The sequence below is a fragment of the Salipaludibacillus agaradhaerens genome (genome assembly GCF_002019735.1).
Classification (GTDB): Bacteria; Bacillota; Bacilli; order Bacillales; family Salisediminibacteriaceae; genus Salipaludibacillus; species Salipaludibacillus agaradhaerens.
The window spans coordinates 2,904,792-2,930,787 of sequence record NZ_KV917378.1 but is presented as its reverse complement, the minus strand read 5'-3'; the positions used below and the strand labels follow the sequence as shown (position 1 = coordinate 2,930,787).

Below are 25,996 nucleotides of genomic sequence, written 5' to 3'. Positions count from 1 at the left end.
GTTGTATTAAAGCATTTTAAGCTGTTCAATCTTTTCTTATTATATTAACAATTTTTCGTTGCGCATCTTTCGCTTCAGGGATTGGCATAATCACAAACACATGATTCATTTTTGGATAAACAAATGTATTTATCTCCACTCCTTGTTTCGATAATTTCTCATCAAATAGTAATGCATCCGGATATAAACCTTCGTGTGTTCCAATAAAATGAGTGACTTTAGTAAGACCACCAAAATCACCATATATTGGACTGATTAATGGGTCGTCTAACTTTTTATCATCCGCCCAGATCTTTGTAATGACCGGCATACCTCCTACTGATAACATAGGATCGATTTTTTCATATCCTGGTATATGAGGATTGTCTAAAACCATATCAACGCACGCAGAAAATAATATAATGTCTTTAGGCTGTGACAAACCTTCAAGCTTTAAAAGTTGCGCCAGACCAAGTGATATGTTTCCACCTGCGGAATCACCCATGATCGTCAACTGCTTTGGGCTTTCAACGCTTTCCAGTATCTCCTTATACAGATTTAACACTTGAGGATAGGTATGTTTGTAGTTAAAATGGGGCACTTTAGGGTATATTGGAGCAATGACTTTTGCGTTTAGTGATTGAGCTAGGTTGTCCATGAATTTCCAGTGGAATTTTAAAGGTTGATTTGTCCAAGCACCTCCATGGATATATAAGATCGCTTTTTGATGTAGAGAATTTTGATCATTTAATGTGAAAACTTTTATACCATCAATCGTTTGTTCTTTAATAGTACTTGAAAAAGTAACATTTTCAATAACATACGGTTTTGTATTTTCAATGCCTCTTTGTGCAATAAATTTTCTCGTGTTTTCTATACTAGAAAAACCCTCTTTAGTTCCTCGTAAAAATAAGTACTTTTCAAAAAAATAACTTTTTATCGACCGTCTTTTTTTATAATTATGTATACTCATGACGCAGATTATCCCCTTATATAACCTTTATTTTTTTATCTAGATCAAACTCATAGCATAGACTTAATTAAGTCTATACAGTCATATATAAATTTCCGTGAAGCATCTTTGGCAGTTATGAGAACCATTGATTCTATTTTATCGTTTGCACTTGTACCTGTCACCTGAAGAGCAACAAGGATATCCGATGGTTAATCCCGTTGGATTTTCGTGAATAGATTTACTAACTATTTAAGTTACAGTTGTGAAAAGTCAGGTGCTGTGACTTTTAAACGATAAGAAACAAAATTGATAGATAAGACACTTATTGAACTTATATAGGTGATGTTTGCATGTCTTTCCATGAGAAAACAAGGTGAAATCTATTACTCTTTTACGTTAAGATAATCTTTTTCCATCTAAGAGTGTTTGAAGTTGGAAAGGTAGATAAGTGGGTGTTTAAGCCTCTATATACTAAGTCAAAAATCAGTCAGAACAAAAGAGTTTTATGTTTCATACTAAAGATTACACAAAAAACTTACCTGAACAGTTGAAACGTTTTAATTAGATTTAACGTATATTTACTAAATACTATGATTGGAGTGAAAGCCATGGATGTTAAGGTATCAAAAAATGACACAAACCTAACTATTAAGTGGCAATTAAGTAAAATTGACATACCATTATCTGAAATCACGGATGTGTTGAATGACGATACATATGGTGGTGAAGATAAAAAGGCAATAAGAATTGGTTTTCCTTATGGACACACGGATAGGATTGTTATTAAAACAACCTCAGAAAGTTATATTGTTTTTACTAGTATTGGAGGCTTGAAAGAAAAGATATTATCTTTTATCGATTAATATAGTCAACAAATAGGCGCTGTTTTCCAGAGTATAATGGCTGTAATCTTTCAGTGGAGCGTTTTTATACGTTCGAATAGCGCCAATACATAAAACTACCCAGTCACAAATTTAGTAAACTCAGAAACACTTTTAAACGATAAGTGAGGCTCTATTGAAAATGCCGATGTTTGATAATTTGGTAACCATTGAACACCTATTGTAAGAACATTGGCTTTAACGCCTGCGTGTATATCTGCATCACTATCGCCAATAAACATAGCTTCTTTATTTTTTACGTCTAGTAGCGATAATGCCTTATTTACCCCTTCAGGGTCAGGTTTCGGCTTAATAATATCATCACCTGTTATAATAACATCAAACATATTTTCCATTTGAAGTGCCTGTAAGGAAATATCCAAACTCCTTTTTGCTTTTCCCGTCACGATGCCTAATTTTAACCCTTTGCCTTTTAAGTACTTTATTAACTCATTAATCTCATCATTAGGCTCAACTAATGCGTGATGATGTTCTGCGTATTTTTCATAGTACAATTCGATAGCCTGGTCTTTATTACTATTTGATAGATTCTCCTTTATAATCCCTGTTTCAGACGGCCCGAACATCGCTTTAATTTCCTTTGAAGAAAGGTCTTTATCATCAAATTTTTTAAAAACATTCTGAAAAGCATCAAAACAAATTGGTAAGGTATCCGCTAAAGTTCCGTCAAAATCGAAAATAATAGCCTTAATAACAAACACTCCCTTAAGTTTTGTTTTATTCTCCCTTCCAATATTATCAAAATAGTTTGTGCTTGCGGGAAAAAAAGATTAGCGCTTATTGAGAAAAATCATCAAATATTCCGAATCACTATGTGGTAGCATTACAGAGCTTGAAGATAAACTTACAGGGAATCTTTAATTACCTACAATTGAGATTATATCTAATTCATTTATCTTAGTCCCTCCTTCATAAAAGGGAACAAATATCCCTATGTTAATATTTTACATCAGGAGTATAATATAATTAATACTTTATGATTTTTGTTAGATAGCAACTATTATTAATGTATTGGGTATCAAATTTTAAAAAAGGGGTCGGTCATTATAGACACATGGCTCATAATATCTTTTTTAGTAATTATGTTAGTAATACTTATAGGCGAATCTGGAATATTTAAGAATAAGCCGGTAAGGCATCTAATAGCTATTATAGCTTTAGCAGCGCTCTTAATTTTAGTTACTATTCAATTTGTTTTCTAGAGGTGAATATATTTAATCTATTTGATTTTTCTTCTTTTATTATCATACTATTAAGTATTGTAATTTATGGATACGGCAGCTACAGAATTTTCAAGCATTTCAAGATGTGGAAAGAAAGAAAAGATGTTATTTAAAACGCCTTTTCTTTTTATTTTGGATATGTAATGTAGAACTTTGTAATAGTTTTGGTTGCTTTTTTTGCATTTTTTTCAGTTAACGCTGTCCATGTATACTTCAATTTATTATCTTTTGTATGTTCAATTTTCAAGCGTATTTTTTGTCCTGCCTAGCCCATTTAGTGTCGTAAGTTTAGTACTCTCTTACAGCTTGTGTAACCGCAATAGTTGTAGCTGCTACTGTAAAGGCTATTCTACCGGCCAACCCTTCAACCCTGTCCCTATAAGGACTAAATTAAATATAAGCTTTCCTTTTTTAATTTTGTCTATATCACTTTTAGTATAAGTTTTTGTTGAAGTTTTCGAGCCGCTTAAACGTACCCAGCTAAATCAACGTGTTTTTGATGGGTTTGAATGGGTTAATTATTGCTGGTTGGGGAGCACCGAGGCACAAGATTACCAGATATAAATAAAACAAGGCGTACTTCTGTTTTAAGGAAGTACGCTTTGTTATTTAGTAGTTTTATTAGTTGGTATTTTTATAAATATATGTACTAGGAGTAAAATAATAATTCCTACGTTAATATAATTGATCCAATCAGGCATAGTACTATCGGTAGCTAAACCGTATAAAGATGTTACTAATAAAAATAAGCCTAATATTATAACAATATATTTCATAATTTCATCTCCTTTAAAGCGTTTCACCCAATTTCTATTTATTAACTTAAATGTAGTTATGATTTAATTAGCCTATAAAGTCAATAGCATCTACAGCCTTGATAAATGTAATCATACTAAAATCAACGAGATTCTATTATTATACGTTTTATATAATAGTATTGCGAGGTGATATAAAATCTCCTTTCATCTCGAAGAGCTTCTGCAGAGAACACCAGATAACAACATGAGGTTTTAACCTTTCACAACGTTGGTTGGTATCTCGCCTTTTAAATCTTCCTCAATAGCTTCTTGTGCTCTTTCTAACAACTCTTCACGATTGATTGCACCTTCCTTAAAACCATAAAAAGACCCAAAAAAGTAAAATTCCATGTATCCCCAATACTCTTTTGTACCTCCCATAGCAATCACTAAAGCAATTTGTGTTTCTTCTAAAGCATCGGAAAACATTTCGTTTACTGGGTTTGCCGCCCTAATGCTGATTGAGTTTAATAAAAAAAAGCTTCTACCGTTCAGGGTTGGATGGTTAGGAGCTTTTATGGTCCACTGGCTTATGTCTATTAGGACGATTATAAGGAGACCACTCATGTGATTATGACATTCCCAACCTCTCTTTTCCATGCAGTTTCAGCTTTCTGGTCTCTCCTGATAGTCCCTGATTTTTTAAGTTCACCCTTTAATTCACTTTCTCTATTTCTCTTTTGATTTCTTCTATTCGTTTTTTTCCCCAATCATACATCATTTCCACAATTGGAAGTAATGTCATTCCCAACCCAGTCATTGAATATTCCACTCTAGGCGGGACCTCTGGGTAAACCTCCCGATGCACAATGCCATCTTCCACTAATTCTTTTAATTGATTCGTCAATATTTTATGGGATATTTTTGGAAATAATCTTTGCAATTCAGTAAAGCGGTGCGGTCCTTCAACACCTAAATGCCATAGAATTACAACTTTCCACTTCCCACTAATAATCGATAAAGTAAGTTCTTTTTCACAGTTGTAATTTCCATTTATTATCTTCTCCTTAATTTCCTCTCTTAGTGTATCCGACATATTTTCTGCCTTCCTTTCATATAGTTACTTTAAAGTTACTCTGTTACAAAAAAGTGCATTCTTCTCAGGGTAACTATCAGGTTGTAATATTAATGTGTGAATTAAAGATAAACTATTTTAGGAGGAATAACAATCATGAGTAAAAAAGCACTTTTAATCATACCACCCGACAGGTTTAATGAAGATGAATTATTTAAACCAAAAGAGGCACTTGAAAAAGCAGGAGTTGAAGTAACAATTGCAAGCACAAAAACTGGAGAGGTTATTGGTGATTTTGAAGGAAAAGCAATTTCCGAAAAGGTCTTCTCCAACACTCCAGCAACCGACTTTGACGTTATTTCTGTCATTGGTGGTTCTGGTACCATTGATCATCTATGGGGTAACGATGAATTATCCACGTATTTAAAGAAAGCACACAATGATAAAATGCTTGTTGCTGGAATTTGTGCTGGTTCAGTCTCTGTTGTGAAAGCTGGGTTACTTAAAGATAGAGAAGCAACTTGCTACCCTGTTGATGTACAAAAAAACCAATTGAAAGAAAACAATGTAAAGTATGTTGAGAAACATGTTATTGCACATAGTGATGTTATCACAGGTGACGGACCAGATGGCGCTGAGGAATTTGGAAAAGCACTAGTTGATGCAATAAACTAATTAAAATGATGCTAAAAGCCTTTGGTGTTTACCAGAGGCTTTTAGCATCTTTTAATCTTCTCATGTTGCTTATTTTATGTTAGGAAATAACTTATCTAAGCACTGATTATCGAACACAATGCCGACTCTCTTCTTTATCACTATTTGCGATAAGGTTCTCCATAACCGGGAATAGCGGCCAGAGGGCTGCCAAATGCTTATTTGAATATTATTTTTTTGACAATGACTTATGTGGAGTAGAAAGGGTCCTCACATAAATTTGTCAAACTCAGCTTCCCCCCTTAAACATCTTAATAATCGAGCAAACGTCCAAAATCATTCCATTGACCGTACATTTTATTTTCTCTTGTGTTCGTTATGAATTTGTCTAATCTACTCCTAAACAATTCCGGTTGATTCTTTGCGCTTTGTATCGTGTCGATCCGAACCCTTTTATAAAGATTCGGAAACGCCCTGAAATGATCATGTACTCGCTGATCCTCTTTTATCTGCTGCTCGATCACTTCATCTATTCTAAATGATCGCGGATCCAAATCAGGCAAAACCCTCCTTCCTTCATCTGTCATCAATCCTAATTTTTCAAGACGGCGGACACGTTCTTTGTTCAATTCCGTCCATGCACTCTTTTTGCTCCTAGGAGAAAGCCTCTGAGCCAACTCTGTTTCAGACATTTTCTTTTTAACGCCATCGATCCATCCAAAGCACAGTGCTTCCTCGACAGCGTCCAAATATAACACCCTCTCCTCGGGAATTGGCCTCATACAAACCAAGACCCAGCATGACCTTTCAATCTTAGCATTTTCCTGCAGCCAAATCCTAAGATCTTTTTTCGACTTGGCTGGCAGCAACTTTTCAATTTCCATGCCTGTTGGAAATCACTTGATCAAGAAACATATCGGCATCACAATTGAACTTCCAGCCAACCCCAAATCTATCCACCAGCATTCCAAAGCAGGAGGACCAGGGAGTATTGGATAATGGCATAATTACATGGCCATCAACCGACAGTTTATTAAAGTACCTCTCCAATTTTTGTTTATCCAGATTGACTAAACTAATCCATACGTTGTTTCCTTTCACTAACTCACCTGTTACGTTCCTCATGGAAGTCAGCAAATCCGACATCATGATTTTCCCATCCGCGAATTCGATCGAAGACTCCATAATCATATTCAATTCATTTTCGGGCAGTAGGTAGCTTGGATCTTGAGGAAAGTCCTTATAATTCACCTTTTTTACTTCAGTTGCCTGAAGAGCTTCCGAATAAAATTCAATCGCTTGTTCGGCAACCCCATCAAAATTCAAATACGCAATAGCATCCATCAAGCATAACCTCCTTCTTGTGATACGTGTAGTATAATAGAAAAAAGGTGACATCTGATTGTCACCGTTCTGAAATCATGTAGACAAAGAGGTAAATTATGACCAAAATAGAGAGACTCATTTCGATTATCATGATATTGCTAAAAAAAAGAGGTTGTATCTGCAAAGGAATTCTCACAACTATTCAATGTTTCCAAAAGGACGATCCTTCGCGATATGGAAACATTGAGCTTATCGAACATCCCCATCTACTCTGTTAATGGGGTCAAAGGCGGCTATCGTATAATGGATGAGTACAAGGTGGATAAACGTCTTTTAAGCAACTCCGATTTAGAGAATATATTAACTGCGCTCGGCGGATTGGAACAAATCCTCCTTACTGATGAAGTTGAAAGAACTATAAATAAAATAGAGGCAATGGTCAGTCCATTGTCTCTGAATCGCTCCATTCAAATGTCGTTTTATGATTGGGAAGGTCGGTCCGAGATTCTTGAAACCTTAAAGGCATGTCAAGAATCCATTTTAAAGAAAAAGCTGATTTCGTTTGATTATACAGATAAAGATGGGGCTGAAACGAATAGGATGATCGAGCCCTATGAGCTGCATTTTAGCGAATCAAGTTGGTACTTGAAAGGATTCTGTTTAAATCGACAGGAATATCGTACATTCAAATTATCTCGGATCGACCATATTACTGTGGAGGAACGTGCATTTCATCCTAGAGACGATTGGTCAGGGCAAGGGCATGAAGCCAGTTATCTGCCACAACTAGTGGCGATTAAGGCATGGATATCATCTAGCATAAGAGATCAAATCGTCGAAAGGTATGGTCGAAGGAGTATTGAAAACCATAGTTCTGGATCTTTATTAGCAACCATTTATGTCCCTCAAAACCATTCGGGATTTCAATTTTTAGCAAGCTTCGGCACTCACCTTAAAGTTGTAGAGCCTAAAACCTATGTTGAAGAATTTCGAAATTACTTATATCAAATGATGGAGAACTATTCCTGATGAAGGTTTCGTCTCGACACTACCAGTTCATCTCAGTGTTTTTTAATGTAAGAGAATTTGCTTAACTGTCTATGACGATTGCAGGCTTAATTGCAACATTAATCGTAACTATCACTTTTAGTCAAATTCCTAATTTGTATGTTTTAACAGCGTTAGCGTTCTTAATTGGATTTACCATGACATTTGTATTCATCCCATTTTTCACTTCAGCACAAGAAGATACGGATCCCAGGATTATGGGGAGGGTCATGAGTATTGTCTTTTTAGCCATGAACGGGTTTGATCCACTTGCCTATGCAAGTGTAACTTTACTCGTTTCTAGAGGATTTGATATTCAATTAGTCATTCTGTCTTTTTCTATTGGTGGATTTATTATCGCTATCACCATTTTATGGAGAGGAGAGACGTTTAGAGATTACAAGTCTAACTATTAATTTACCTTCAGAAAAAGACCACTATAGGTAGAAGTGGTCTTTCGAACTAATAAACCTCCCATCCGACACAAAACCGATAAGGGTAGTTAACCATGTCTTATTCTGTTGTAACGACTTGTTTTTTTCGCTTTCCCAACTACTATTTACTATGTCCATCAGATCAACTATAGCAATACTTACAACGATTAATAAGATTGTCATACAACAATCCACTTCCAAATATCTTTTCAAAAAACGCTTAACACAAACATTACTCTAAGATAAATCATATGATTTCAACGCAATGAAGTAATAAGGAGTTGTAAACACAATTGCCATAGCCAGGCCATCATCATCGTACCTGAGTAAAGGCTATTCTGAAACAGAGCATAGAAATAATCATGCAATAAATACTCTATGAAAAACGGCACTAGAATAAATTTAAAGAACATCTACATTTTCTATGTTCCTAAAAGACAGATAGGCGATAATAAATCCAATGGCTGAAAGAGTGACTGGAATTGCTACAACATTAAATAAAGAAAACCCTGCAAAGTTGGATCCTATTACACTAAATAATAATATTGCTGATACAATTGTTACCGACACAGACTTTTTAATCATACCGAAGTATAGTGGGATTAAACCGATTCCTGCTAAAGATACTGCACTAAACAATACCGTTATTGCTTGCTCCAAAATAATCTCCAACGTTAATTGATCTGTGATTAAATGAGCAATTGAATTAATTCCGTAAAAAGCAGCACTAACAATAAAGTTAGATAAAACAACGGACAAGAATGTAAAGAGTGAGACGATGAGAAGCTTTGCAAGGATAAACTTATGCCTCTTTTGGGGATACATGAACAAGAGTTGCATCGTTTTTTTCTTATATTCATCAATTATCAACTTCGCAATGAGTACCCCAGAAAAAATAATAAATGTTCCTCTTACCATCGTATTGATCATCATAAACATCATTTCGAAATTTATAAAATACTCTTCGCCTTCCATTCTTTCTATAATGGGTATAATACACGCTAATAAAATCATAATTATATTTGCGATAAACGCAGCTTTGATATATCCAAACATTTTATGCTTTTTCATTTCTAAACAGATTAATTTAAGCATTTTTGTCACCGCCATTAATTAAGGCTACAAAGTAGTCTTCTAAGGAATACTTTTTGACATTGATCGAGTTAATGAAGAGGTCCTGCAAAATCAATGATTTTGAAACTTCATTCTGAGAAATATGTGACTCATATATTCTAATTATTGATTGGTCAATAATTTTGTAGTTTGAGATATTCAAAGAATCCTCTAGAACAAGAGCAGCTTTTTTACTATCGTTCGTACTGATCTCAATATAATTTGTATTTTTCTCTTTAATGTTTTTCATTGATACTTCTTCAACTAATTGCCCCTCACTAATAACACCAACAGTATCAGCAATCAATTCTATTTCTCCTAGGATATGACTTGATACAAGCAACGTTATCCCGTATTCTTTTGATAGCATTTGAAATAGGCTCCGTAACCCCTTGATTCCAACAGGATCTAGTCCATTTATAGGCTCGTCTAGTATGAGTAGTTCAGGCTTTGTGATAATTGCTCGAGCAACCCCTAACCTCTGCTTCATTCCGAGAGAAAAATCTCTTACTGCTTTATTATCAATGTTTTTTAAATTCACTAAATCTAAAGCTTGATCAATTGCTTTTTTATCGTAATAGCCCATATATTCACAATGTAAATCTAAATTCTCTTTTGCGGTAAGCTTATCGTAAAATACGGGATACTCAATAATACAACCAATTCGTTTCAATAACTCATACGATTGATTTGTTACTCGCTGACCAAACATATTTATTTCTCCACTTGTAGGCTTTACTAAATTCATAAGCATTTTCATAATCGTTGTTTTCCCTGCTCCATTTGGACCAAGAAACCCGTAAATTTCTCCTCTTTTTACATTCATATTGACATTTGATACGACTTCCTTACCTTGAAATGCTTTTGTTAAGTGGTGGGTTTGTAAAATGTATGGCACCTTAAAACTCCTCTCTATTTTTCTTATCTTCATATTACCGAGGAGAACTTTCATTTTTATTAATTAATTCTTACTTGTTTCTTACTTTAATTTATTTTAGTTAATATTTAACTCGTCTAAATTGGATCGTGAATGTTGTTTTCTCAAATGGAATGCTGGAAAGTGAAATTTCACCTCCCATTTCTTCTACTAATCTTTTAGTAATGGTCAATCCTAAACCGCTCCCTTGGTACTGTTTATTTCGAGAGTCCTCAAGAGTAAACATTCTTTCAAATACTTGATCCTTATCGATCGCTTGAATACCTTTTCCTTGATCCCAAATGTCAATGAAGAGGGCTTCCTCATCATACCGAACTTCGATACCAATGATGTTACCATCACTCCCATATCGAATTGCATTTGAAATAAGATTCTGTAAGATTCTGTTAAGCGCCATTTCATTGGCAAATATGTAAAGGGATTGTTCAGGTATAGAAATATCTACATCAAACCCTTTTGATGTTAAAATATCATAAAATGATAATATGTTATTTCTGCAAAGTTCGTTTACATCAAGGCGAAGTAAGGGCATGTCCTGATCACCTGATTCTAATTTTACTAAATCAAAAAATTTATTAATTAAATCTAACACTTCCTGAGATTTACGATATACTTTTTCAAGATGAGCTTTTCTTTCTTTTTCTGATAGGTTTGCATCTCCCAGTATAATCTCCATACAGCCCAACACAACAGTTAGAGGCGTCTTTAAATCATGCGATATATTTGACAGCATTTTTCGCTTAGCTATTTCCATTCTGTTATATTTAGCAACAACCTTTTGGTTGTATTCCAATAGACGATTCATCTCAATTAATAGAAGCTTCAAAGTGATATCATCTGTTTGTAAAATGAGCTTCTCATCTGTTTTTTCTGTAAGGATTTGTTTTAGTTTCTCTTGAACATATTGAAGCTGAGCTTGTTTTTTTCGAGCAACTTTCACCTGTAATAAGACAACTGTAAGTAAAATAAAAATAATGGAAACCAATAAAATAGTCATATTAAAATTCTCCAAGCTTATAGCCAATACCCCATATTGTTTTAATGTACTTTGGATGAGAAGGATCATCTTCAATCTTTTCTCTTAGCCGTCTCATGTGTACATTAATTACATTCTCATCCCCATAATAGTCTTCATGCCAAACAGATTGATAAATTTGCGCCTTTGTAAACACACGATTTGGTGAACACATAAACATCTTTAGAATTTGAAACTCCTTCGAGGTTAGCTTGATTTCCTTATTTTCTTTTGTAACTAAATAGTTTTCTAGGTCAATAGTTAGTTGACCGATATGAATAATTGTTTTTACATCTTTCTCAACAGATTTTGAGTAATTTGTAGCTCGGCGAATAGCCGCCTTTACTCTAGCTGTCAATTCAACCATAGAGAACGGCTTCGTAATATAATCATCCGCTCCTAACCCAAGACCTATCGCTTTATCTGCCTCACTATCTTTTGCCGACATGATTAAGACCGGAATAGTGCTTTGTTTTCTTACTACTTGTAAGAAATCCATACCATTGGCCTTCGGAAGCATTAAATCAAGTATAATCAAATCAATTGCCCCATTTGAAAAAGATTGAAGTGCAGATTCACCATCATATGCTTGAATAATTTTGAAGCCTTCCTTCATCATATGAGTTTTCACCATCTCACTAATCTCTATATCATCTTCAACTAACAATACTGCATGTGCCATTATTGTCCACCTCTATTCAAAAACCTACTACGATTATACTTATAATCTTGCTAAAAATGTTAATTATTGAGCGCTTTATTTGGATAATTAAACGAGAAAACCTGTCTGATCACTGGGAACTAGTTTCGCATTGCTAGTAGACCTCTAATATGTTCCTATTGTGATAGAATTTAACTCATAAAAAAAGTGGCACTCATCAGTTTTAAAAACCAATAAGAAGCCTCTCTATTCATATAAGTGTTAATATTTTACCCTTAAAGAAAATGTCTAAGACGAAAAACGACTTAGAAAATAGGAAAAAATATCATCTTATTCACAACTTTTTTGCCTCTATTTGTGGTACGGTTCTCTATGATATATCTAAATGATGGTTTTTATAATCATATAACTTATAAAAAAGCAGCACTAACGTATTAATATACAATACAGTAGCCAAACCGTTACCCTTAGAACCATAAAGTGAATATTTCTAAATCATCAATATTTCACGAATATCCTCTTCGGTGAGAGTAGAATAGGCTTTTTCTTCTGAGTCGATAATTTGTTCTATTAAATGCCTTTTCTTTTCTTGCAGTTCATTTATCTTTTCCTCAATTGTACCACTAGCAACATGCTTGATTACCTGTACGACATTTATCTGTCCGACAGAAGGGAAGTGACCGAGTATGGTCACTTTTCTTTTTTGTAAAACCGTCGTGCTTTGGCACGATTGCCGCAATCGGCCATTGAACACCAGCGGCGGCTCCTGTTCCGGCTCGAATCGAAGAATAACCATCCACAAGGCCCCCCCTCACATTGTTTGACTCGTTCTAGGTCGTTTTTAGAAACAAGTAAATTTACAGCAGATTGCACAATGGGAGGGAGCATAGTTTCAAAGTTTTTCTCGGTATGCTTGAACTTCAAAGTGTAATGATTCTTTTCATGAATTACTTGCAAAGTTTGATAGAAGTGGCTCACAGATTCATTGAAACGTTCCAGATCTTGCGGGTGTGGAGATGTTTTCTTTGAAATGGACTTGAAAATTCGATACATGACTTCCCGCATTTCGATTGCCTGTTTCAGAACATCACAAGCTTCAGACGGTTCCTCCTCCGCTTTTAAAAGAAGAGCTTTTGCTTGTTGTTCGGTCAAGACTTCAGCATGGATGCACCAGTCGACCAATTTGGCGTAACTCGTAAACCAATCCCGCCTTTTCTCAGCATTTTCCCGCCAACTGACGGTATTGATGAAATCCATACACAAACGTTCTCCGACCATCATATAAAGGTTCGTATTCGACATAATCAAAACTCCTTTTCTATAACCATCATAATATAAATTGACAGTTAGATACAACTCAGTTAAACTATAACCATCAAGAGTAGTTTTGATGGTTATATAAAAATTCTGGAGGTAATAAGATGAACAATGCGATGTTGGCAGCTGTTAGAACATTGTTGAAAGAAACATTTGATGGACCTGAAGAAAATGCAAGCTGGTACACAGAAGCGAAGCCAGCAAGCGGTTTATTCGGAACGCTTGAAAAATTATCCGCAGAAGATGCTTCGATACCTGTCAATGGTACGACAATCGCCGCACAAACCCATCATACCCGCTATTACTTATGGGTTGTGAATTCCTACTTAAATGGGGAAGAACCCATAAAGGACTGGGAAGCATCATGGAAAATCACAAACGTTGATAAAATCACATGGGCACAATTTAATAACGAACTTCAACAAGAATATACTAAACTACTTAAAAAAATTGATTCATTTGACTCCTTTGATGAACAGACATCGAATGGTCTGTTGGGAGCAATCGCTCACTCCGCCTATCATCTCGGTTCGATACGACAGATAGTCAAAGCGATCAAAGTCATAAGCCAAACATAAGCAATAAAAAAGCTCCAAGGAATGATTCCTTGAAGTTTTCAGCTTGTAGAGAAAACCCTCGTTTTTCTACAAGCTTTTTTGATGGTTTTGAAAATACTTTTTATGCTCCACTTCTAAAGTCTATTAGAAAAAACCTCATTTACTTATGGTACGGTTCCCCACTATTAATCCTAAACGCACGATAAATCTGCTCGACGAGGATCAAGCGCATGAGCTGATGTGGGAAGGTCATGCTTGAGAAAGAAAGGTGGGTATCGGCGCGTTGGAGCACAGCGTCGCTTAGACCGACGGAGCCGCCGATTATGAAGGCGATTTTACTTTTGCCGTATGTTGCGAGCTTGTCCATTTCTTTTGCCAGTTTTTCCGAGGACCATGATTGACCTTCAATGGCAAGGGCAATGACGTATGTATCTTGTTTGATTTTGGCTAGTATCCGTTCGCCTTCTTTATTTTTCACTTGGCGAATGTCACCGTCACTCATATTATCAGGTGCCTTTTCATCGGCAACCTCGATGATTTGTATATTAGCATAGGCCCCTAGTCGTTTTTCGTATTCGCTAATGCCTTGCTTTAAGTATTTTTCTTTTAATTTACCCACAGATATGATTGAAATGTTCACAGTTATCCCCTTTCTGCACACCTTATCCACAAAAGTTATCCACATATACACAGATAACAACTAAAAACTCACTATTATCAACTATAGTGAACAGGTTGTCTGTGGATAATCCACTTAAAAACATCGTTATCGCTAACCTCTCTAAAATAGCCCTTTATAAACCGATCGTTCAATATTATTATTACGTCATGCCACAAAGCCATCATTCTCAGCTCTTCCATGTTAAAACCCTTATGGACCCCGCCCGAATAGACAACTTTAATCAGTATGACTTCTATAACATTACCTCTTTCGCACATAACTATATTAAAAAAGCTCTCATTATAATCCTAAACTCACGTTTCCCCCATGACTCTTTTAATCACATACTGTTTTAGGGAGAACTTTATCATAGCTCACAATTATGTATATTACCGAGGCGGTCAGCACAGGAATGCGTCACCTCATCGTTCTTTCAATCGTTCACTTACTTACACGAAATGGCCATCTTTGCCACAAAAAACGAGATGATGTTTTAAATAACGCACAGTTGTGGATAAGTATGTGAGTAACTTCATTTATTCACACGTTTTCCACAGCTGTTATACACATCTCACTGAAATCATGACGACATAGGCGTTATTTTATAGTCCGCTTCACTATGACATATGAAGCATTTTTGTAATGATGATTTTTCCATTGAAATCCTTTCAAATTTCGGCGGTAAGCCCTCGTCTGATAAGGATTCTTCTAACCCTTCGTTTACGTGCTCTTCACAGCAGTAAATCTCCATATTCTCACCTCTTTTTCCATAGGTCTTTCTACTATGATATAAATACGAACAACAGTTTTCCACTTGACACGACAGTTATCCACACCCCTCTGTGTATAACTGAATTGAAAGGTGTCTTTATGTGTCATTATTTATCATAACATACTCGTTCCTGCTAATTGTTCCCTAATTAATGCTCAGTACAAGTTGTGGCTCACACATCCGACTTATGAGGTTAGAAAAATAATGAAGAGTGTTGTCTGCCAAACGACATCCTTAAAGTGCCAAACCTCACAAAACTAAAAAAGATTGGCCGCATAAGAAGTGCTTACGGGGCCAATCCTTTCATCGTATTAAAAGACTTGCTTATCTAACGTCAGTTCAACGGTTTGTTCTTCACCGTCACGATAGTAAGTCACCGTGATCGTGTCACCAATGTTCACATCTTTATATAAGAAGCTTCGTAAGTCATGTGAATCGGTAATGTCTGTGTCATCGAGCGCTGTAATGACGTCCCCTTCTTCAAGACCAGCTTCAGCGGCAGGTGTATCAGCTTCAACCGCTTCTACGTACACACCACCCTTAACTTCTTCAGGTAAGCCAAGCGTGTCTTGCCAATGGAAGCTTGGAATCTCTTGAAGTGACCTTAGGGCAATACCCATCTGTGGACGTTGAACTTCACCGTATTGTTCAAGGTCTTCAATGACTGGCATGGCCACAGCTGTTGGTATCGCAAAGCCAATGCCTTCAACTGCGGATTGGGCGATTTTCATTGAATTAATTCCGATCACGTCGCCTTGAATGTTCAATAAGGCACCGCCGCTGTTCCCTGGATTAATAGCGGCATCCGTTTGCAGCACTTCCGAGTTCCAATCAGGTTGTCCATTACCCGTTAAATCCACTGGGAGGCTTCGTTCTACCGCACTAATAATCCCGAGAGTAACGGTTCCTTCAAAAGTAAGAGGGTTACCGATAGCGATAGCAGGTTCTCCTGACTGAAGGCTTTCAGAATCACCGAACTCAGCAACCGTTTCGATGCCTTCAGAGTCGATCGTTAAGACGGCTAAATCTGTTAATAAATCTTCACCGACGAGCTCAGCTGGTACACGTGAACCATCTCCTAGTGTCACATCAATGTCGCTTGAACCCTGACTTGCTCCGTTAATAACGTGTTGGTTGGTAACGATAAACGCATAGTCACCCTCGACCTTATAAATGACACCTGATCCCGTGCCTTCTGACTCACTATCTTCTGTGCCAAACAAACCAGAAGATTGCTGCATATTGACCACGCCTACGACAGCATCAGACACGCGATCTACCGCTTCTATCACTTCCGAGGTGGTCTCTAAGCTTAATGTTTCTACTGCTTCCATATCCACCCCAGTAGAGACAGCCTCATCATTATCAGTAGATGACACATTTTTCGGTGTCACTTCATACGGTAGTACCCCATTGTTTGCAAGTACTGGGATGGAGAACACCACAATCAATGCTCCTAAAACTGCGCCGACAAATCCATAGAGTCCAGAACGCTTCTTTCCTTTTGGAGTAGGTTTTTGATCGTCTGGTTGTGACGTATGATCATCGTAGTATCCCATTAATAAAACCCCCTTTTAAGAATAGTCAAACCTATACCTATCGCATTGTTACAATTAACTAAAGGTACCGTGCCTTTAACTTTTTGCAAAGCATTATCCACTCATTTTTTACTATCAAAGGAGTGTGTTCGTCTAAAGACGTCTTCTGTAACTTAAACGAATGCCACCCCTGCCTGACAGGGACGGTCTCTCAGGCAATGATGACACTTTAAAGCAAAAACGCTAGATGAGATACTTCACCCAGTTCAGGCTAGAAAAAATATATCATCAGACCTGGGAAAAAAGATGGGTATTATCTTACGTGATTTTATTTTATTAAACTAGTAATGAGTTCGTCTATTAATAAAGCTGAAATTTGATAATTTTCCATATAGGCATAGGATTTCCCATCACAAAACGGTTTAAACATGTATTTTTACGGAATTATACAACCTTTAAAGCGGTAGGAACATAAGGGTCTGTATCAAACAACTTCACTTGCCGACCAACCTCGATGTCACTTTCTTCAAGCGTCTGCTGGACGGTCATCCTGGCCAACTCTTTCATATTATTATCAAGGCTCAAGTGTGCCAAATAAATATCCGCTTTCGAGTCTTTAATAATATCTGTAAGGGCAATACCAGCATCAACGTTAGAGACGTGGCCTTCGTCACCTAAAATACGCCGTTTTATGTTCCACGGATATTTTCCCATTCGTAGCATATCCATGTCATGATTTGATTCAAAAATCAAGCTGTTAGCTCCCTTAGACATACCGATCATCTGATCACTTACATAGCCCGTATCCGTTAAGATTGTTAACTGACGGCCTTCATAGTAAAAAGAAAAAAACATCGGATCGGCTGCATCATGTGAGACTCCAAACGATTCCACATCTAAATCACCGAACGTTTTCGCTGTCCCTGTGGCAAAATGATACTTTTGCTCGAGGGGGATAGTGCCTATTGAAGGGAGCATCGCTTCCCACGTTTTCTCATTAGCGTAAATCGGCAAATTGTATCTTCTAGCTAATATGCCAACACCTTTAATATGATCACTATGCTCATGGCTAACAAGAATACCATCAAGCTTTGAAGGACAAAGATTAATTTGGCTAAAACACTGTTCAATTTTTTTCCCGCTCAGACCTGCATCGATGAGCAACCGCTGCTTGTCTGTTTCAACGTAGATCGCATTACCAGTACTACCGCTGGCAAGTACACTAAATCTTAGCGTCATAAGTTCGTTCACTCCAGTTAGTTGATCGATTGAATTTCTCCATTTAACGCATCAACATAAAAATAGTCCTCGTTCGCTTGGATTCGCCACACGGGTACGAATACTTGAAAGCTGTCATCTGGCTGAATTAAGCTATAATAGCCTAATTGTGCTTGTTCAATCACAGTATTCGTTTCAAGATATTGTTGATTTAACAGTCGTTCCACTGCTTTTAAAGGCGAGAGTAAATCCTGCTGTCTATTCTCTTGTTCGGTAATCTCCATATACTTCTGAGTATAAGACTCTACATGGAAGTCATCATTTAAATGCAGAACAATATGGTAATCGCCTCTCTCATACTGATCGATTTTACGATCTTTGTAGGTTTGGTAAAGTCCGATATAATTTTCTTCTTCATTGTAGTCTGCGAACTCATACTCTTCGCCTAAATAGACATATTGCCCTAAAAATGCGTCGACGTTAGCTGGTATATTGGAGTCTACCATTTTATAAGGTCGATCCATTTCTGCATATACCGTCGTTTCATCTACCACTGAAATGTCTTGCCTTAGAAGATTATCTCGTAAATAGTTTTCATCAAACGTAGCCAATCGGCCTGTAATAGGGGCCGCAGTTAAAATATCTTCTGCATTACTAATGTTAATTTCAATATCGTTTTCTTCCAATCGTTCTTGTAGTGCTGGACTGATTAACACATTGAGATTTTCGTGTGCCATTTTTCCGTATAGTTGGTAGCCAAGGAAGGCATTCAGTAAAAGGAATGTCACGATAAAAATCGTTTTCGTTTTACTCCAATCCATAGACTGACACCTCCAAATCGGCATTAGACCTAAAGTCTAACATTGTCCAACGTCCATCTATCTTCACATACCAACCAGGTTCAAACGTGGCATACGACCGTTGCCTCACCATATAGTGACCTATCGTAATATCCTCCACAGCACGATTACCAAACGCTTCATATTCACGAATATGCTCTTGTACCTCCTCAAAAGATGGCAGCGTCACATTGCCGCTTTTCTCAAGAGGCTCATTAGCAAGCTGGTACATTGGGCGTGTATATTCCGTAATGGAGTTAGCTGCTCTGGTCACATCAATCATGAAATAGTGATCTTGTCCTTGATTGGAGGCAAGCACAGGTAATCCTTGAACATGAAGGCGAAATGAAGCATGGTCATCTAAATCTGTTTCAGTCCAATTATCAGCCAAATAATCATTCGTCCATCCAGAATGATTATTAATAAAGTCAAGGCTATCTTCAATCACTGACGGCACATCGGCTGGACTTCCTCCACGAATGTCTGGTCTTACAAAATGAAGAATACTATTACTCTCATTTAAGCTCATAATTCTATTTCCATCGGTATACGTTTCTCCCTGACCAGCTTGTGGGTAATTTTCGATCACTGACGGATCATTAAATAAAATTTGGGTAAATGCTTTAGCACTTAAATCCGTCGTTTCATACGTATATTTTTCTAATGAGACAGACTCAGTCGTGACATAACTCACTGGCTGGAAAGTTTCAGATTCCCCTCTGAATAAATACTTTTCAACAGAAACTTGCTTATCGGCCGTTCCTTCATACATCTCTTCCAAGTCACTCATCGTTAAAGAAATATCAGATTCGTAAACTGCCTCACCTGCCATATCTACGAATTGTACGAGTAAGTCTGTATTCTCCTCATCTTCTGGATTTAGGAGAAAGGTGATGCGATCCACCTGTTCAATCGCTAGGTGCTCTTCATCCATCGTAAAAAATGCCTCGATCCACTCGCTTTCAAGAGGATCATCAAAAATGAGCTCCATCCCTGTGAACTCTCTTTCTATCGATGGTGCTTGTGATTCCCATTGCGGATACACATAATCTATTTCTACCTCTTCAAGCTCCTGAAGAATGTCTTTGTAAACATCGTTGAGTGGCAATATCATCGATTGTTCGTCTTCACGATGAATAATAATTTGTCTCGGTTGAACGACCTCAGATAACGTTCGAGTATCTCCAAGATCCTCAATTTCTACATAGGTTTCATTGGATTCTTCGAGGGCATCATACTCTGGCTGATAGGTCCATAGAAGCCAGGTCAATGTGATACTTGAGAGGATAAGAATCCAAAGCACAGTCGTTTTAATAGATTCAATCATAATCATTCACCACATCTTCCTCATACGGTAAACTGAATGAGAATGTTGTTCCTTTCCCCCATTCACTACTTACCCAAATGTTCCCCCCATGGGCAACAGCTATTTCCTTCGCAATCGCCAGACCTAATCCTGTACCACCTAAATTACGAGAGCGGGCTTTATCTACGCGATAAAACCGATCGAAAACATGTCCCACATTCTCTTTAGGAATACCAACACCTTCATCTTTTACACTGATGACAACTCTCTCTTTCTCAGGCTTTAAAGAACAAGTGATTGTGCCACCTTCTGGAGAATATTTTATCGCATTGGACAAAATATTATCGAGAAGCTGCGTTAATTTGTCTCGATCCCCACTTACTGAGATACTCTTATCTGGAAGTTTCCTTTTAAATTGGATATTTTGATTTTTAGTAGACATATCAAATCTATCAATAACTTGATTAATAAAGGTCGTGACATTTAGACGAGCTAAATTCATTTGATAATCTTTACTGTCCATTTTCGATAGCTGTAAAAGATCATTCACAAGTCGGATCATTCGCTCTGTTTCAGTGGAGGTGACTTGGACAAAATGAGGTGCCACCTCAGGATCTTCTATTGCACCGTCTGCAAGAGCTTCTAGATAACTTTTCATCGATGTAAGAGGGGTTCTTAGCTCATGAGAAACATTGGCGACGAACTCTTTTCGTTCTTGCTCAATAAGTTCCTGCTCAGTCACATCATGAAGGACGGCAATTAAACCATTCTCTTCTCCTTCATCATTTTCAATGACCGAGAAATGCGCCTCAACAATCGTCTCCTCCTCTTGATGATCGAAGTCCAATAGAATAGGATCTGTCATGTTATATAAGTCTTTCAGCTTCATGAAATGATCCAGTTTTAATATGGTGATAATATCTGACCCCATCGTGTCTTCCTGACTTTTATTCAATAGCTCTTCAGCTCTTCGGTTAAGCAGCATAATCTCGCCTTTTTTATTCGTCGCCACAACACCATCGGTCATATGGGTTAAAACAGACGAAAGCTTCCGTCTCTCACCCTCGGTGGTAGCATTAGCCATTTTTAATTTTCCGCTTAATTCATTGAAGGTAACAGCCAACTGTCCGATTTCATCATCACCATACACCTTAACCTTTCTCGAGAAAACGCCTTCCCCCATGGCTTTGGCCTGCTTTCTCATATCGGTTATAGGATGAGTAATAGTACGCGAAAGAAAAATGCCTAAAGCAGCCGTTAAAATCATCGCTAAACCCGTACCTGTAAAAAGAATCTGATTAATTTGCTGCATTTGATAATAAATTTCTTCCATGGACGCTTCAATATAAATAGCCCCGAGAATTTGCTGGTCCTCTGTTTCCACAGGAAGGGCTAATACTTGCATACGTTCGCCTGTTTCAGAGTCTCGCATGACATCGGGTTCGGCCCGAAAACCTACGAGAGCTCGTTTCACACGATGGTCAGTCGTCCTCTGGCCTGTATAAATCGCATTATCCAAATTAGCCGCGATTACCACACTGTTGTGATCCACCACTTGAACATTTGTATTGTCCATTGAAAACTCACGAATGAGCCGATCAATTCGTGAGTTTAAAGACGACTCCTCTTCATCCTCATCTCGCAACATTTCCTGTTGCACATTATAGGCAACGAGTTCAACTCGTTCAGTTAACTGCTCATTAAAATTACTCTCAAAGTAATCTTCAAGCTGTTGGGTGAAATACACACTAATAACTTGCATCGCAATCAGAATCAATAACACATAAATGATAACGATTTTAAGGTGTATTGATTTGTAAAAGCGAATTTTATCCATACTTAACTCTCCTGCTCAGACTGTCGTAGGTAATAACCTACTCCCCGACGTGTTACAATCCATAATGGATTACTCGGGTTATCCTCCACCTTTTCTCTTAATCGTCGAACGGTCACATCCACTGTGCGCACATCGCCAAAATAGTCATATCCCCAGACGGCTTGCAGCAAATGTTCCCGTGTCATCACCTGTCCCATATGACGGGCTAAATAATGAATAAGTTCGAACTCACGATGAGTTAACTCAATCGCTTCTCCTCTTTTCGTGACAAGGTAAGCGTCTGGTTGAATGACTAACGGTCCGATTTCAATATTTTTATTTTCATTTTCGGAATCTTGATTACTTTGGTTTCTTCGGCGCAAATTAGCTTTAACCCTAGCTACAAGCTCTCTTGTACTAAACGGCTTTGTCACGTAATCATCAGCACCTAGCTCAAGACCGAGTACTTTATCTATCTCAGAGTCCTTGGCTGTCAGCATGATAATCGGCATATCGAATGTTTTTCTTACTTCTCGACACACCTCCATACCATCTTTATACGGCAACATAATATCTAATAAGATAAGATCAGGAACATACTCCTTTGTCTTCTCAATCGCTTCATTACCGTCATACACACATACAACGTCAAAACCATCCTTCTCTAATCCAAACTTCAATATATCTGCAATTGGTTTTTCATCATCCACAACTAGTATTTTATATTTGTCCATCTCATTCCAGCTCCTTCCCGGCCTGTGACTCTCTTTATTCTACCACATAAAAAAATCATGTCCTATTACCTTATTGAACCAAGACCGTTGAATCTTGTTAATCCATTCTCTTCTTTATTTTAAGTGATCTCATGACAGTAGTCGACTTAAGGACCTTCCTATCTCCTATAACGTCTTCTAATATAAAGAAGCATATCAGGGAATCTTCCTAACAAGCGAATCATGTATGAATCGCTTTTCTTTCTTCAAACGTTATCCGACATTGTTCTACTTTTTCATTCCTGTAACGAATGTTTATTTCCGGGGAAATAAATATAATACTTCATCTCGTACTCTTCATCTTTCTACAATTTTCACTTTTCTCTGCGATTATCGATATCCATGTACCACTTTTTAAATCATTTGTTCCTATAAAATGTGAAAGCACAGCTATTTTACCATATGTTATCAGACAGGCCTATTTTCCTCTAAAACGTAAGGACATTGTCTTCATTATGTTACATTATGTTATCCGAAAGAAATATGCAACTAACAAATGAACACATATAATAGATTAGATATGTTTAAGCACAAAAAAACCCATCCAATAAAAGGATAGGATCACATTTTAAATGGTGCTGGCCAGAGGACTTGAACCCCCAACCTACTGATTACAAGTCAGTTGCTCTACCAATTGAGCTAGGCCAGCACAATGGTGGCTCGGGACGGAATCGAACCGCCGACACACGGATTTTCAGTCCGTTGCTCTACCAACTGAGCTACCGAGCCTTATCAAGCTTGTGAAGTAAACCTCTTTCGTTTACTTTGTGTAACCATTCTAGATTGTAAATTAAATGGCGGTCCCGACGGGAATCGAACCCGCGATCTCCTGCGTGACAGGCAGGCATGTTAACCGCTACACCACGGGACCAAAATAAAAAACTCCGAATATATGTATTCAAAAAACAAAATACAGTATGACAAGAGTTAAATGACAATAACTTTTCTATTGTCTTGTCCAACTTCTTTCATTTGACAGTCGTTTTGCTTTGTCGTTACTCGACGTAGTAGCGAAAGCAAATTGGTTGCACTTTACAGTACTACTGATGTTGTTTTACTTCGAAGATTTTTCGACGTAGTAACAACAACTTAAATTGGTTGCGGGGGGCGGATTTGAACCACCGACCTTTGGGTTATGAGCCCAACGAGCTACCAGACTGCTCCACCCCGCGACAATAATATTATAACTAATTGTTACTTTTCGGCCACTCATCATATTATGATAAGCAACATGATAAATTATACGTGACTTCCTGGATTAAGTCAATAGATAATTTAATTATGGTGACCCGTACGGGATTCGAACCCGTGTTACCGCCGTGAAAGGGCGGTGTCTTAACCACTTGACCAACGGGCCATCGGATATAATACTTACATAAATGGTGAGCCATGGAGGATTCGAACCTCCGACCCTCTGATTAAAAGTCAGATGCTCTACCAGCTGAGCTAATGGCTCGCAGTTCTTGACGCTCTACGTCTTCTTGAGGGCAATCACCCTTACAGTCATGCCTTCAGTCATTTTGTTTCTTTGAACGCTTCGTTTATATCCTGTTAGAATGCTGATCACGTTTTAGCGACAAGATATATCTTATCACCAATTATGTAATCACACAATACTTTTTTAAAAAATAATAATACGTTTTTTAACGCCTCTCTTACTTTAGCGGAAACTTACTCATAAATCAAGGGGTCTTGCTCATTTTAAGCAGACCCCTTTGATTCATTTTATACGGGATAAGCTATTTCGTTGACAGATGTTGACAGATTATGCAAACACACCTCGGACGAGATTCGTTTGTTTTCGATCTGGGCCTACAGAAAATACTGTCAATGGGATACCTGTCAGTTGGGAAATACGTTCGATATAGAATAACGCGTTTCTTGGTAGATCGTGCAACGATCTAACGCCTGTAATGTCTTCCTTCCAACCAGGTAGCTCTTCATAGACAGGTTCACATTCTGCAAGTACTTTCAAGCTAGCAGGGAATTCGTTCATAACCTCCCCACGATATTTATAGGCGACACAGATTTTTAACGTATCAATACCTGTCAAAACATCAATGGAGTTTAAAGACAAGTCCGTAATCCCACTTACCCGACGGGCATGTCTAACAACCACACTATCAAACCACCCTACACGACGTGGACGACCGGTAGTCGTGCCATACTCATTGCCTACTTCCCGGATTTTATCCCCAATGTCGTCGGTTAATTCTGTTGGAAATGGGCCATCCCCTACTCGTGTTGTATAGGCCTTTGACACACCAACCACATGGTTTATCTTTGATGGCCCTACACCTGAGCCAATAGTCACGCCGCCAGCTATAGGGTTTGAGGACGTCACATATGGATAGGTACCTTGATCGATATCAAGCATGACACCTTGTGCGCCTTCAAACAACACGCGTTTGCCTGCGTCTAAACCATCATTCAATATGACAGAGGTATCTGCTACATAGCTTGCGAACTGTTGACCATACTCATAATATTCCTCTAATATATCGTCAATTTTGAATCCTTCTACTTCATACATTTTTTCAAAAAGACGATTTTTTTCACGTAAGTTTATTTCAAGCTTTTCTTTAAATGTTTCCTTATCCAGTAAATCTGCGATTCGGATTCCTACACGTGCCGCTTTATCCATATAGGCTGGGCCGATACCTTTTCGAGTAGTACCAATTTTATTAGCACCTTTGCTATCTTCCTCAAGGGCATCTAACTTTAGATGATACGGCAAAATCACGTGGGCACGATTACTAATTCGTAGATTATCAGTGCTAACCTGTCGTTCATGTAGATAGTTAAGCTCTGTTACAAGTGCTTTAGGATCGATTACCATGCCGTTTCCAATAACACATGTTTTATCACGATAAAAAATCCCAGATGGAATTAAATGCAATTTATACTTCGTATCGTTAAAAACGATCGTATGCCCTGCGTTATTTCCCCCTTGATATCTTGCGATTAGCTCAGCATGCTCAGACAAATAATCCGTAATTTTACCCTTTCCTTCATCTCCCCATTGCGTTCCTACAACCACAACCGATGGCATAAACGCGCACCTCCAGAAACTATTTAATAATAGTATATTATATGTAAATCACTTTGTAACCACCGCTATTTTACCAATATGCCCGCAGA

Annotated in this window: 26 protein-coding genes, 6 tRNA genes and 1 pseudogene; 5 read left to right on the top strand and 28 right to left on the bottom strand. The window is 37.5% G+C overall.

The annotated features are described in order from the left end of the window. Positions 1–25: 25 nt before the first annotated feature. Positions 26–952, bottom strand: a complete 927-nt coding sequence (locus BK581_RS13785; RefSeq protein WP_078578698.1) for an alpha/beta hydrolase fold domain-containing protein — start codon at positions 950–952, stop codon at positions 26–28. 590 nt (positions 953–1,542) lie between these two features. Between BK581_RS13785 and BK581_RS13780 the strand changes: the two genes are divergently transcribed. Then, positions 1,543–1,797 carry a SunI/YnzG family protein gene (locus tag BK581_RS13780; protein WP_078578697.1) on the top strand — a complete coding sequence of 85 codons (255 nt, stop codon included), beginning with the start codon at positions 1,543–1,545 and terminating at the stop codon, positions 1,795–1,797. A 95-nt stretch (positions 1,798–1,892) separates the two neighbouring features. Here the strand turns inward: BK581_RS13780 and BK581_RS13775 are convergent, their stop codons facing one another. The 3 genes from BK581_RS13775 to BK581_RS13765 form a co-directional block, all read right to left on the bottom strand. Next, positions 1,893–2,528 (bottom strand): HAD family hydrolase, encoded by a 636-nt coding sequence (locus tag BK581_RS13775; RefSeq protein WP_078579947.1) that lies wholly within the window; start codon positions 2,526–2,528, stop codon positions 1,893–1,895. Between the two features lie 1,541 nt (positions 2,529–4,069). Continuing rightward, on the bottom strand, positions 4,070–4,456 hold the full coding sequence (locus BK581_RS13770) for a hypothetical protein (protein ID WP_078578696.1): 387 nt from the start codon (positions 4,454–4,456) through the stop codon (positions 4,070–4,072). A gap of 55 nt (positions 4,457–4,511) precedes the next feature. Beyond that, a complete protein-coding gene (locus BK581_RS13765) occupies positions 4,512–4,892 on the bottom strand; it encodes a winged helix-turn-helix transcriptional regulator (protein ID WP_078578695.1) in 381 nt (126 codons plus the stop codon). Between the two features lie 135 nt (positions 4,893–5,027). Here BK581_RS13765 and BK581_RS13760 point away from each other — a divergent pair, with 135 nt between their 5' ends. Beyond that, positions 5,028–5,546: a DJ-1/PfpI family protein gene (locus BK581_RS13760; RefSeq protein ID WP_078578694.1), complete on the top strand. Its 519-nt coding sequence runs from the start codon at positions 5,028–5,030 to the stop codon at positions 5,544–5,546. A gap of 290 nt (positions 5,547–5,836) precedes the next feature. On the opposite strand, the gene BK581_RS13755 is transcribed toward BK581_RS13760, so the two are convergent. Beyond that, entirely contained in the window at positions 5,837–6,409 is a 573-nt protein-coding gene (locus tag BK581_RS13755) for a YdeI/OmpD-associated family protein (RefSeq protein WP_078578693.1), read from the bottom strand. Next, positions 6,399–6,869, bottom strand: coding sequence for a VOC family protein (locus BK581_RS13750; RefSeq protein ID WP_078578692.1), 471 nt, complete (start codon positions 6,867–6,869; stop codon positions 6,399–6,401). The genes BK581_RS13755 and BK581_RS13750 overlap by 11 nt, the downstream gene beginning before the upstream one ends. A 98-nt stretch (positions 6,870–6,967) precedes the next feature. Between BK581_RS13750 and BK581_RS13745 the strand changes: the two are divergent. Both BK581_RS13745 and BK581_RS13740 read left to right on the top strand, forming a co-directional pair. Beyond that, positions 6,968–7,880: pseudogene (locus BK581_RS13745) on the top strand (helix-turn-helix transcriptional regulator). 71 nt (positions 7,881–7,951) lie between these two features. Further along, a complete protein-coding gene (locus BK581_RS13740) occupies positions 7,952–8,314 on the top strand; it encodes an MFS transporter (protein ID WP_245829049.1) in 363 nt (120 codons plus the stop codon). Between the two features lie 21 nt (positions 8,315–8,335). Here BK581_RS13740 and BK581_RS13735 read toward each other — a convergent pair whose 3' ends face one another. From BK581_RS13735 to BK581_RS13705, 7 genes are all read right to left on the bottom strand, one after another. Continuing rightward, on the bottom strand, positions 8,336–8,515 hold the full coding sequence (locus BK581_RS13735) for a hypothetical protein (RefSeq protein WP_078578691.1): 180 nt from the start codon (positions 8,513–8,515) through the stop codon (positions 8,336–8,338). Between the two features lie 219 nt (positions 8,516–8,734). Then, positions 8,735–9,427 carry an ABC transporter permease gene (locus BK581_RS13730; protein WP_078578690.1) on the bottom strand — a complete coding sequence of 231 codons (693 nt, stop codon included), beginning with the start codon at positions 9,425–9,427 and terminating at the stop codon, positions 8,735–8,737. Further along, entirely contained in the window at positions 9,420–10,343 is a 924-nt protein-coding gene (locus BK581_RS13725; RefSeq protein WP_078578689.1) for an ABC transporter ATP-binding protein, read from the bottom strand. The genes BK581_RS13730 and BK581_RS13725 overlap by 8 nt, the downstream gene beginning before the upstream one ends. Before the next feature lie 100 nt (positions 10,344–10,443). Next, entirely contained in the window at positions 10,444–11,379 is a 936-nt protein-coding gene (locus BK581_RS13720; RefSeq protein ID WP_078578688.1) for a sensor histidine kinase, read from the bottom strand. A gap of 1 nt (position 11,380) precedes the next feature. Further along, complete coding sequence (locus BK581_RS13715; RefSeq protein ID WP_078578687.1) at positions 11,381–12,079, bottom strand: response regulator transcription factor; 699 nt, start codon at positions 12,077–12,079, stop codon at positions 11,381–11,383. Positions 12,080–12,548: 469 nt separating this feature from the next. Continuing rightward, the gene (locus BK581_RS13710) at positions 12,549–12,812 is read right to left on the bottom strand and encodes a hypothetical protein (RefSeq protein WP_169837466.1); all 264 of its coding nucleotides are present in this window, start codon (positions 12,810–12,812) and stop codon (positions 12,549–12,551) included. Further along, positions 12,749–13,360: a CGNR zinc finger domain-containing protein gene (locus tag BK581_RS13705; protein ID WP_078578685.1), complete on the bottom strand. Its 612-nt coding sequence runs from the start codon at positions 13,358–13,360 to the stop codon at positions 12,749–12,751. The genes BK581_RS13710 and BK581_RS13705 overlap by 64 nt, the downstream gene beginning before the upstream one ends. Positions 13,361–13,479: 119 nt before the next feature. Between BK581_RS13705 and BK581_RS13700 the strand changes: the two genes are divergently transcribed. After that, entirely contained in the window at positions 13,480–13,953 is a 474-nt protein-coding gene (locus BK581_RS13700; protein ID WP_078578684.1) for a hypothetical protein, read from the top strand. Positions 13,954–14,092: 139 nt separating this feature from the next. On the opposite strand, the gene rlmH is transcribed toward BK581_RS13700, so the two are convergent. The 15 genes from rlmH to BK581_RS13620 all read right to left on the bottom strand — a co-directional run bounded on the left by rlmH (position 14,093) and on the right by BK581_RS13620 (position 25,907). Beyond that, positions 14,093–14,572 carry a 23S rRNA (pseudouridine(1915)-N(3))-methyltransferase RlmH gene (gene rlmH / locus BK581_RS13695; RefSeq protein ID WP_078578683.1) on the bottom strand — a complete coding sequence of 160 codons (480 nt, stop codon included), beginning with the start codon at positions 14,570–14,572 and terminating at the stop codon, positions 14,093–14,095. A gap of 601 nt (positions 14,573–15,173) precedes the next feature. Further along, positions 15,174–15,344 (bottom strand): CxxH/CxxC protein, encoded by a 171-nt coding sequence (locus BK581_RS20590; RefSeq protein WP_078578681.1) that lies wholly within the window; start codon positions 15,342–15,344, stop codon positions 15,174–15,176. Positions 15,345–15,676: 332 nt separating this feature from the next. Beyond that, entirely contained in the window at positions 15,677–16,924 is a 1,248-nt protein-coding gene (locus BK581_RS13680; RefSeq protein WP_078578680.1) for a S1C family serine protease, read from the bottom strand. A gap of 423 nt (positions 16,925–17,347) precedes the next feature. Next, positions 17,348–18,142 carry an MBL fold metallo-hydrolase gene (locus BK581_RS13675; protein WP_078578679.1) on the bottom strand — a complete coding sequence of 265 codons (795 nt, stop codon included), beginning with the start codon at positions 18,140–18,142 and terminating at the stop codon, positions 17,348–17,350. 17 nt (positions 18,143–18,159) lie between these two features. Continuing rightward, complete coding sequence (locus tag BK581_RS13670) at positions 18,160–18,942, bottom strand: two-component system regulatory protein YycI (protein WP_169837707.1); 783 nt, start codon at positions 18,940–18,942, stop codon at positions 18,160–18,162. Continuing rightward, a complete protein-coding gene (locus tag BK581_RS13665; RefSeq protein WP_078578677.1) occupies positions 18,929–20,293 on the bottom strand; it encodes a YycH family regulatory protein in 1,365 nt (454 codons plus the stop codon). The genes BK581_RS13670 and BK581_RS13665 overlap by 14 nt, the downstream gene beginning before the upstream one ends. Then, complete coding sequence (gene walK / locus BK581_RS13660; RefSeq protein WP_078578676.1) at positions 20,280–22,103, bottom strand: cell wall metabolism sensor histidine kinase WalK; 1,824 nt, start codon at positions 22,101–22,103, stop codon at positions 20,280–20,282. The genes BK581_RS13665 and walK overlap by 14 nt, the downstream gene beginning before the upstream one ends. A 2-nt stretch (positions 22,104–22,105) precedes the next feature. Then, complete coding sequence (gene yycF, locus BK581_RS13655) at positions 22,106–22,816, bottom strand: response regulator YycF (protein WP_078578675.1); 711 nt, start codon at positions 22,814–22,816, stop codon at positions 22,106–22,108. 612 nt (positions 22,817–23,428) lie between these two features. Then, a tRNA-Thr gene (locus tag BK581_RS13650) sits at positions 23,429–23,504 on the bottom strand. Between the two features lie 4 nt (positions 23,505–23,508). Then, a tRNA-Phe gene (locus tag BK581_RS13645) sits at positions 23,509–23,584 on the bottom strand. Positions 23,585–23,650: 66 nt separating this feature from the next. Beyond that, positions 23,651–23,726: transfer RNA gene (locus tag BK581_RS13640), tRNA-Asp, on the bottom strand. A gap of 224 nt (positions 23,727–23,950) precedes the next feature. Further along, a tRNA-Met gene (locus BK581_RS13635) sits at positions 23,951–24,027 on the bottom strand. A 110-nt stretch (positions 24,028–24,137) separates the two neighbouring features. Then, positions 24,138–24,212 (bottom strand) — tRNA-Glu (locus BK581_RS13630). Positions 24,213–24,235: 23 nt separating this feature from the next. After that, positions 24,236–24,311: transfer RNA gene (locus tag BK581_RS13625), tRNA-Lys, on the bottom strand. A gap of 309 nt (positions 24,312–24,620) precedes the next feature. After that, on the bottom strand, positions 24,621–25,907 hold the full coding sequence (locus BK581_RS13620) for an adenylosuccinate synthase (RefSeq protein WP_078578674.1): 1,287 nt from the start codon (positions 25,905–25,907) through the stop codon (positions 24,621–24,623). Between the last annotated feature and the right edge of the window lie 89 nt (positions 25,908–25,996).

Bases quoted from the DNA above. Each gene is read 5' to 3' on its own strand.
- BK581_RS13785 (WP_078578698.1), bottom strand. From the start codon at position 952: ATGAGTATACATAATTATAAAAAAAGACGGTCGATAAAAAGTTATTTT.
- BK581_RS13720 (WP_078578688.1), bottom strand. From the start codon at position 11,379: ATGACTATTTTATTGGTTTCCATTATTTTTATTTTACTTACAGTTGTC.
- BK581_RS13760 (WP_078578694.1), top strand. From the start codon at position 5,028: ATGAGTAAAAAAGCACTTTTAATCATACCACCCGACAGGTTTAATGAA.
- walK (WP_078578676.1), bottom strand. From the start codon at position 22,103: ATGGATAAAATTCGCTTTTACAAATCAATACACCTTAAAATCGTTATC.
- BK581_RS13770 (WP_078578696.1), bottom strand. From the start codon at position 4,456: ATGGAAAAGAGAGGTTGGGAATGTCATAATCACATGAGTGGTCTCCTT.
- BK581_RS13755 (WP_078578693.1), bottom strand. From the start codon at position 6,409: ATGGAAATTGAAAAGTTGCTGCCAGCCAAGTCGAAAAAAGATCTTAGG.
- yycF (WP_078578675.1), bottom strand. From the start codon at position 22,816: ATGGACAAATATAAAATACTAGTTGTGGATGATGAAAAACCAATTGCA.
- BK581_RS13700 (WP_078578684.1), top strand. From the start codon at position 13,480: ATGAACAATGCGATGTTGGCAGCTGTTAGAACATTGTTGAAAGAAACA.
- BK581_RS13675 (WP_078578679.1), bottom strand. From the start codon at position 18,142: ATGACGCTAAGATTTAGTGTACTTGCCAGCGGTAGTACTGGTAATGCG.
- BK581_RS13730 (WP_078578690.1), bottom strand. From the start codon at position 9,427: ATGCTTAAATTAATCTGTTTAGAAATGAAAAAGCATAAAATGTTTGGA.
- BK581_RS13765 (WP_078578695.1), bottom strand. From the start codon at position 4,892: ATGTCGGATACACTAAGAGAGGAAATTAAGGAGAAGATAATAAATGGA.
- BK581_RS13740 (WP_245829049.1), top strand. From the start codon at position 7,952: ATGACGATTGCAGGCTTAATTGCAACATTAATCGTAACTATCACTTTT.
- BK581_RS20590 (WP_078578681.1), bottom strand. From the start codon at position 15,344: ATGGAGATTTACTGCTGTGAAGAGCACGTAAACGAAGGGTTAGAAGAA.
- BK581_RS13680 (WP_078578680.1), bottom strand. From the start codon at position 16,924: ATGGGATACTACGATGATCATACGTCACAACCAGACGATCAAAAACCT.
- BK581_RS13750 (WP_078578692.1), bottom strand. From the start codon at position 6,869: ATGGATGCTATTGCGTATTTGAATTTTGATGGGGTTGCCGAACAAGCG.
- BK581_RS13665 (WP_078578677.1), bottom strand. From the start codon at position 20,293: ATGATTATGATTGAATCTATTAAAACGACTGTGCTTTGGATTCTTATC.
- BK581_RS13705 (WP_078578685.1), bottom strand. From the start codon at position 13,360: ATGTCGAATACGAACCTTTATATGATGGTCGGAGAACGTTTGTGTATG.
- BK581_RS13620 (WP_078578674.1), bottom strand. From the start codon at position 25,907: ATGCCATCGGTTGTGGTTGTAGGAACGCAATGGGGAGATGAAGGAAAG.
- BK581_RS13780 (WP_078578697.1), top strand. From the start codon at position 1,543: ATGGATGTTAAGGTATCAAAAAATGACACAAACCTAACTATTAAGTGG.
- BK581_RS13670 (WP_169837707.1), bottom strand. From the start codon at position 18,942: ATGGATTGGAGTAAAACGAAAACGATTTTTATCGTGACATTCCTTTTA.
- BK581_RS13715 (WP_078578687.1), bottom strand. From the start codon at position 12,079: ATGGCACATGCAGTATTGTTAGTTGAAGATGATATAGAGATTAGTGAG.
- BK581_RS13735 (WP_078578691.1), bottom strand. From the start codon at position 8,515: ATGACAATCTTATTAATCGTTGTAAGTATTGCTATAGTTGATCTGATG.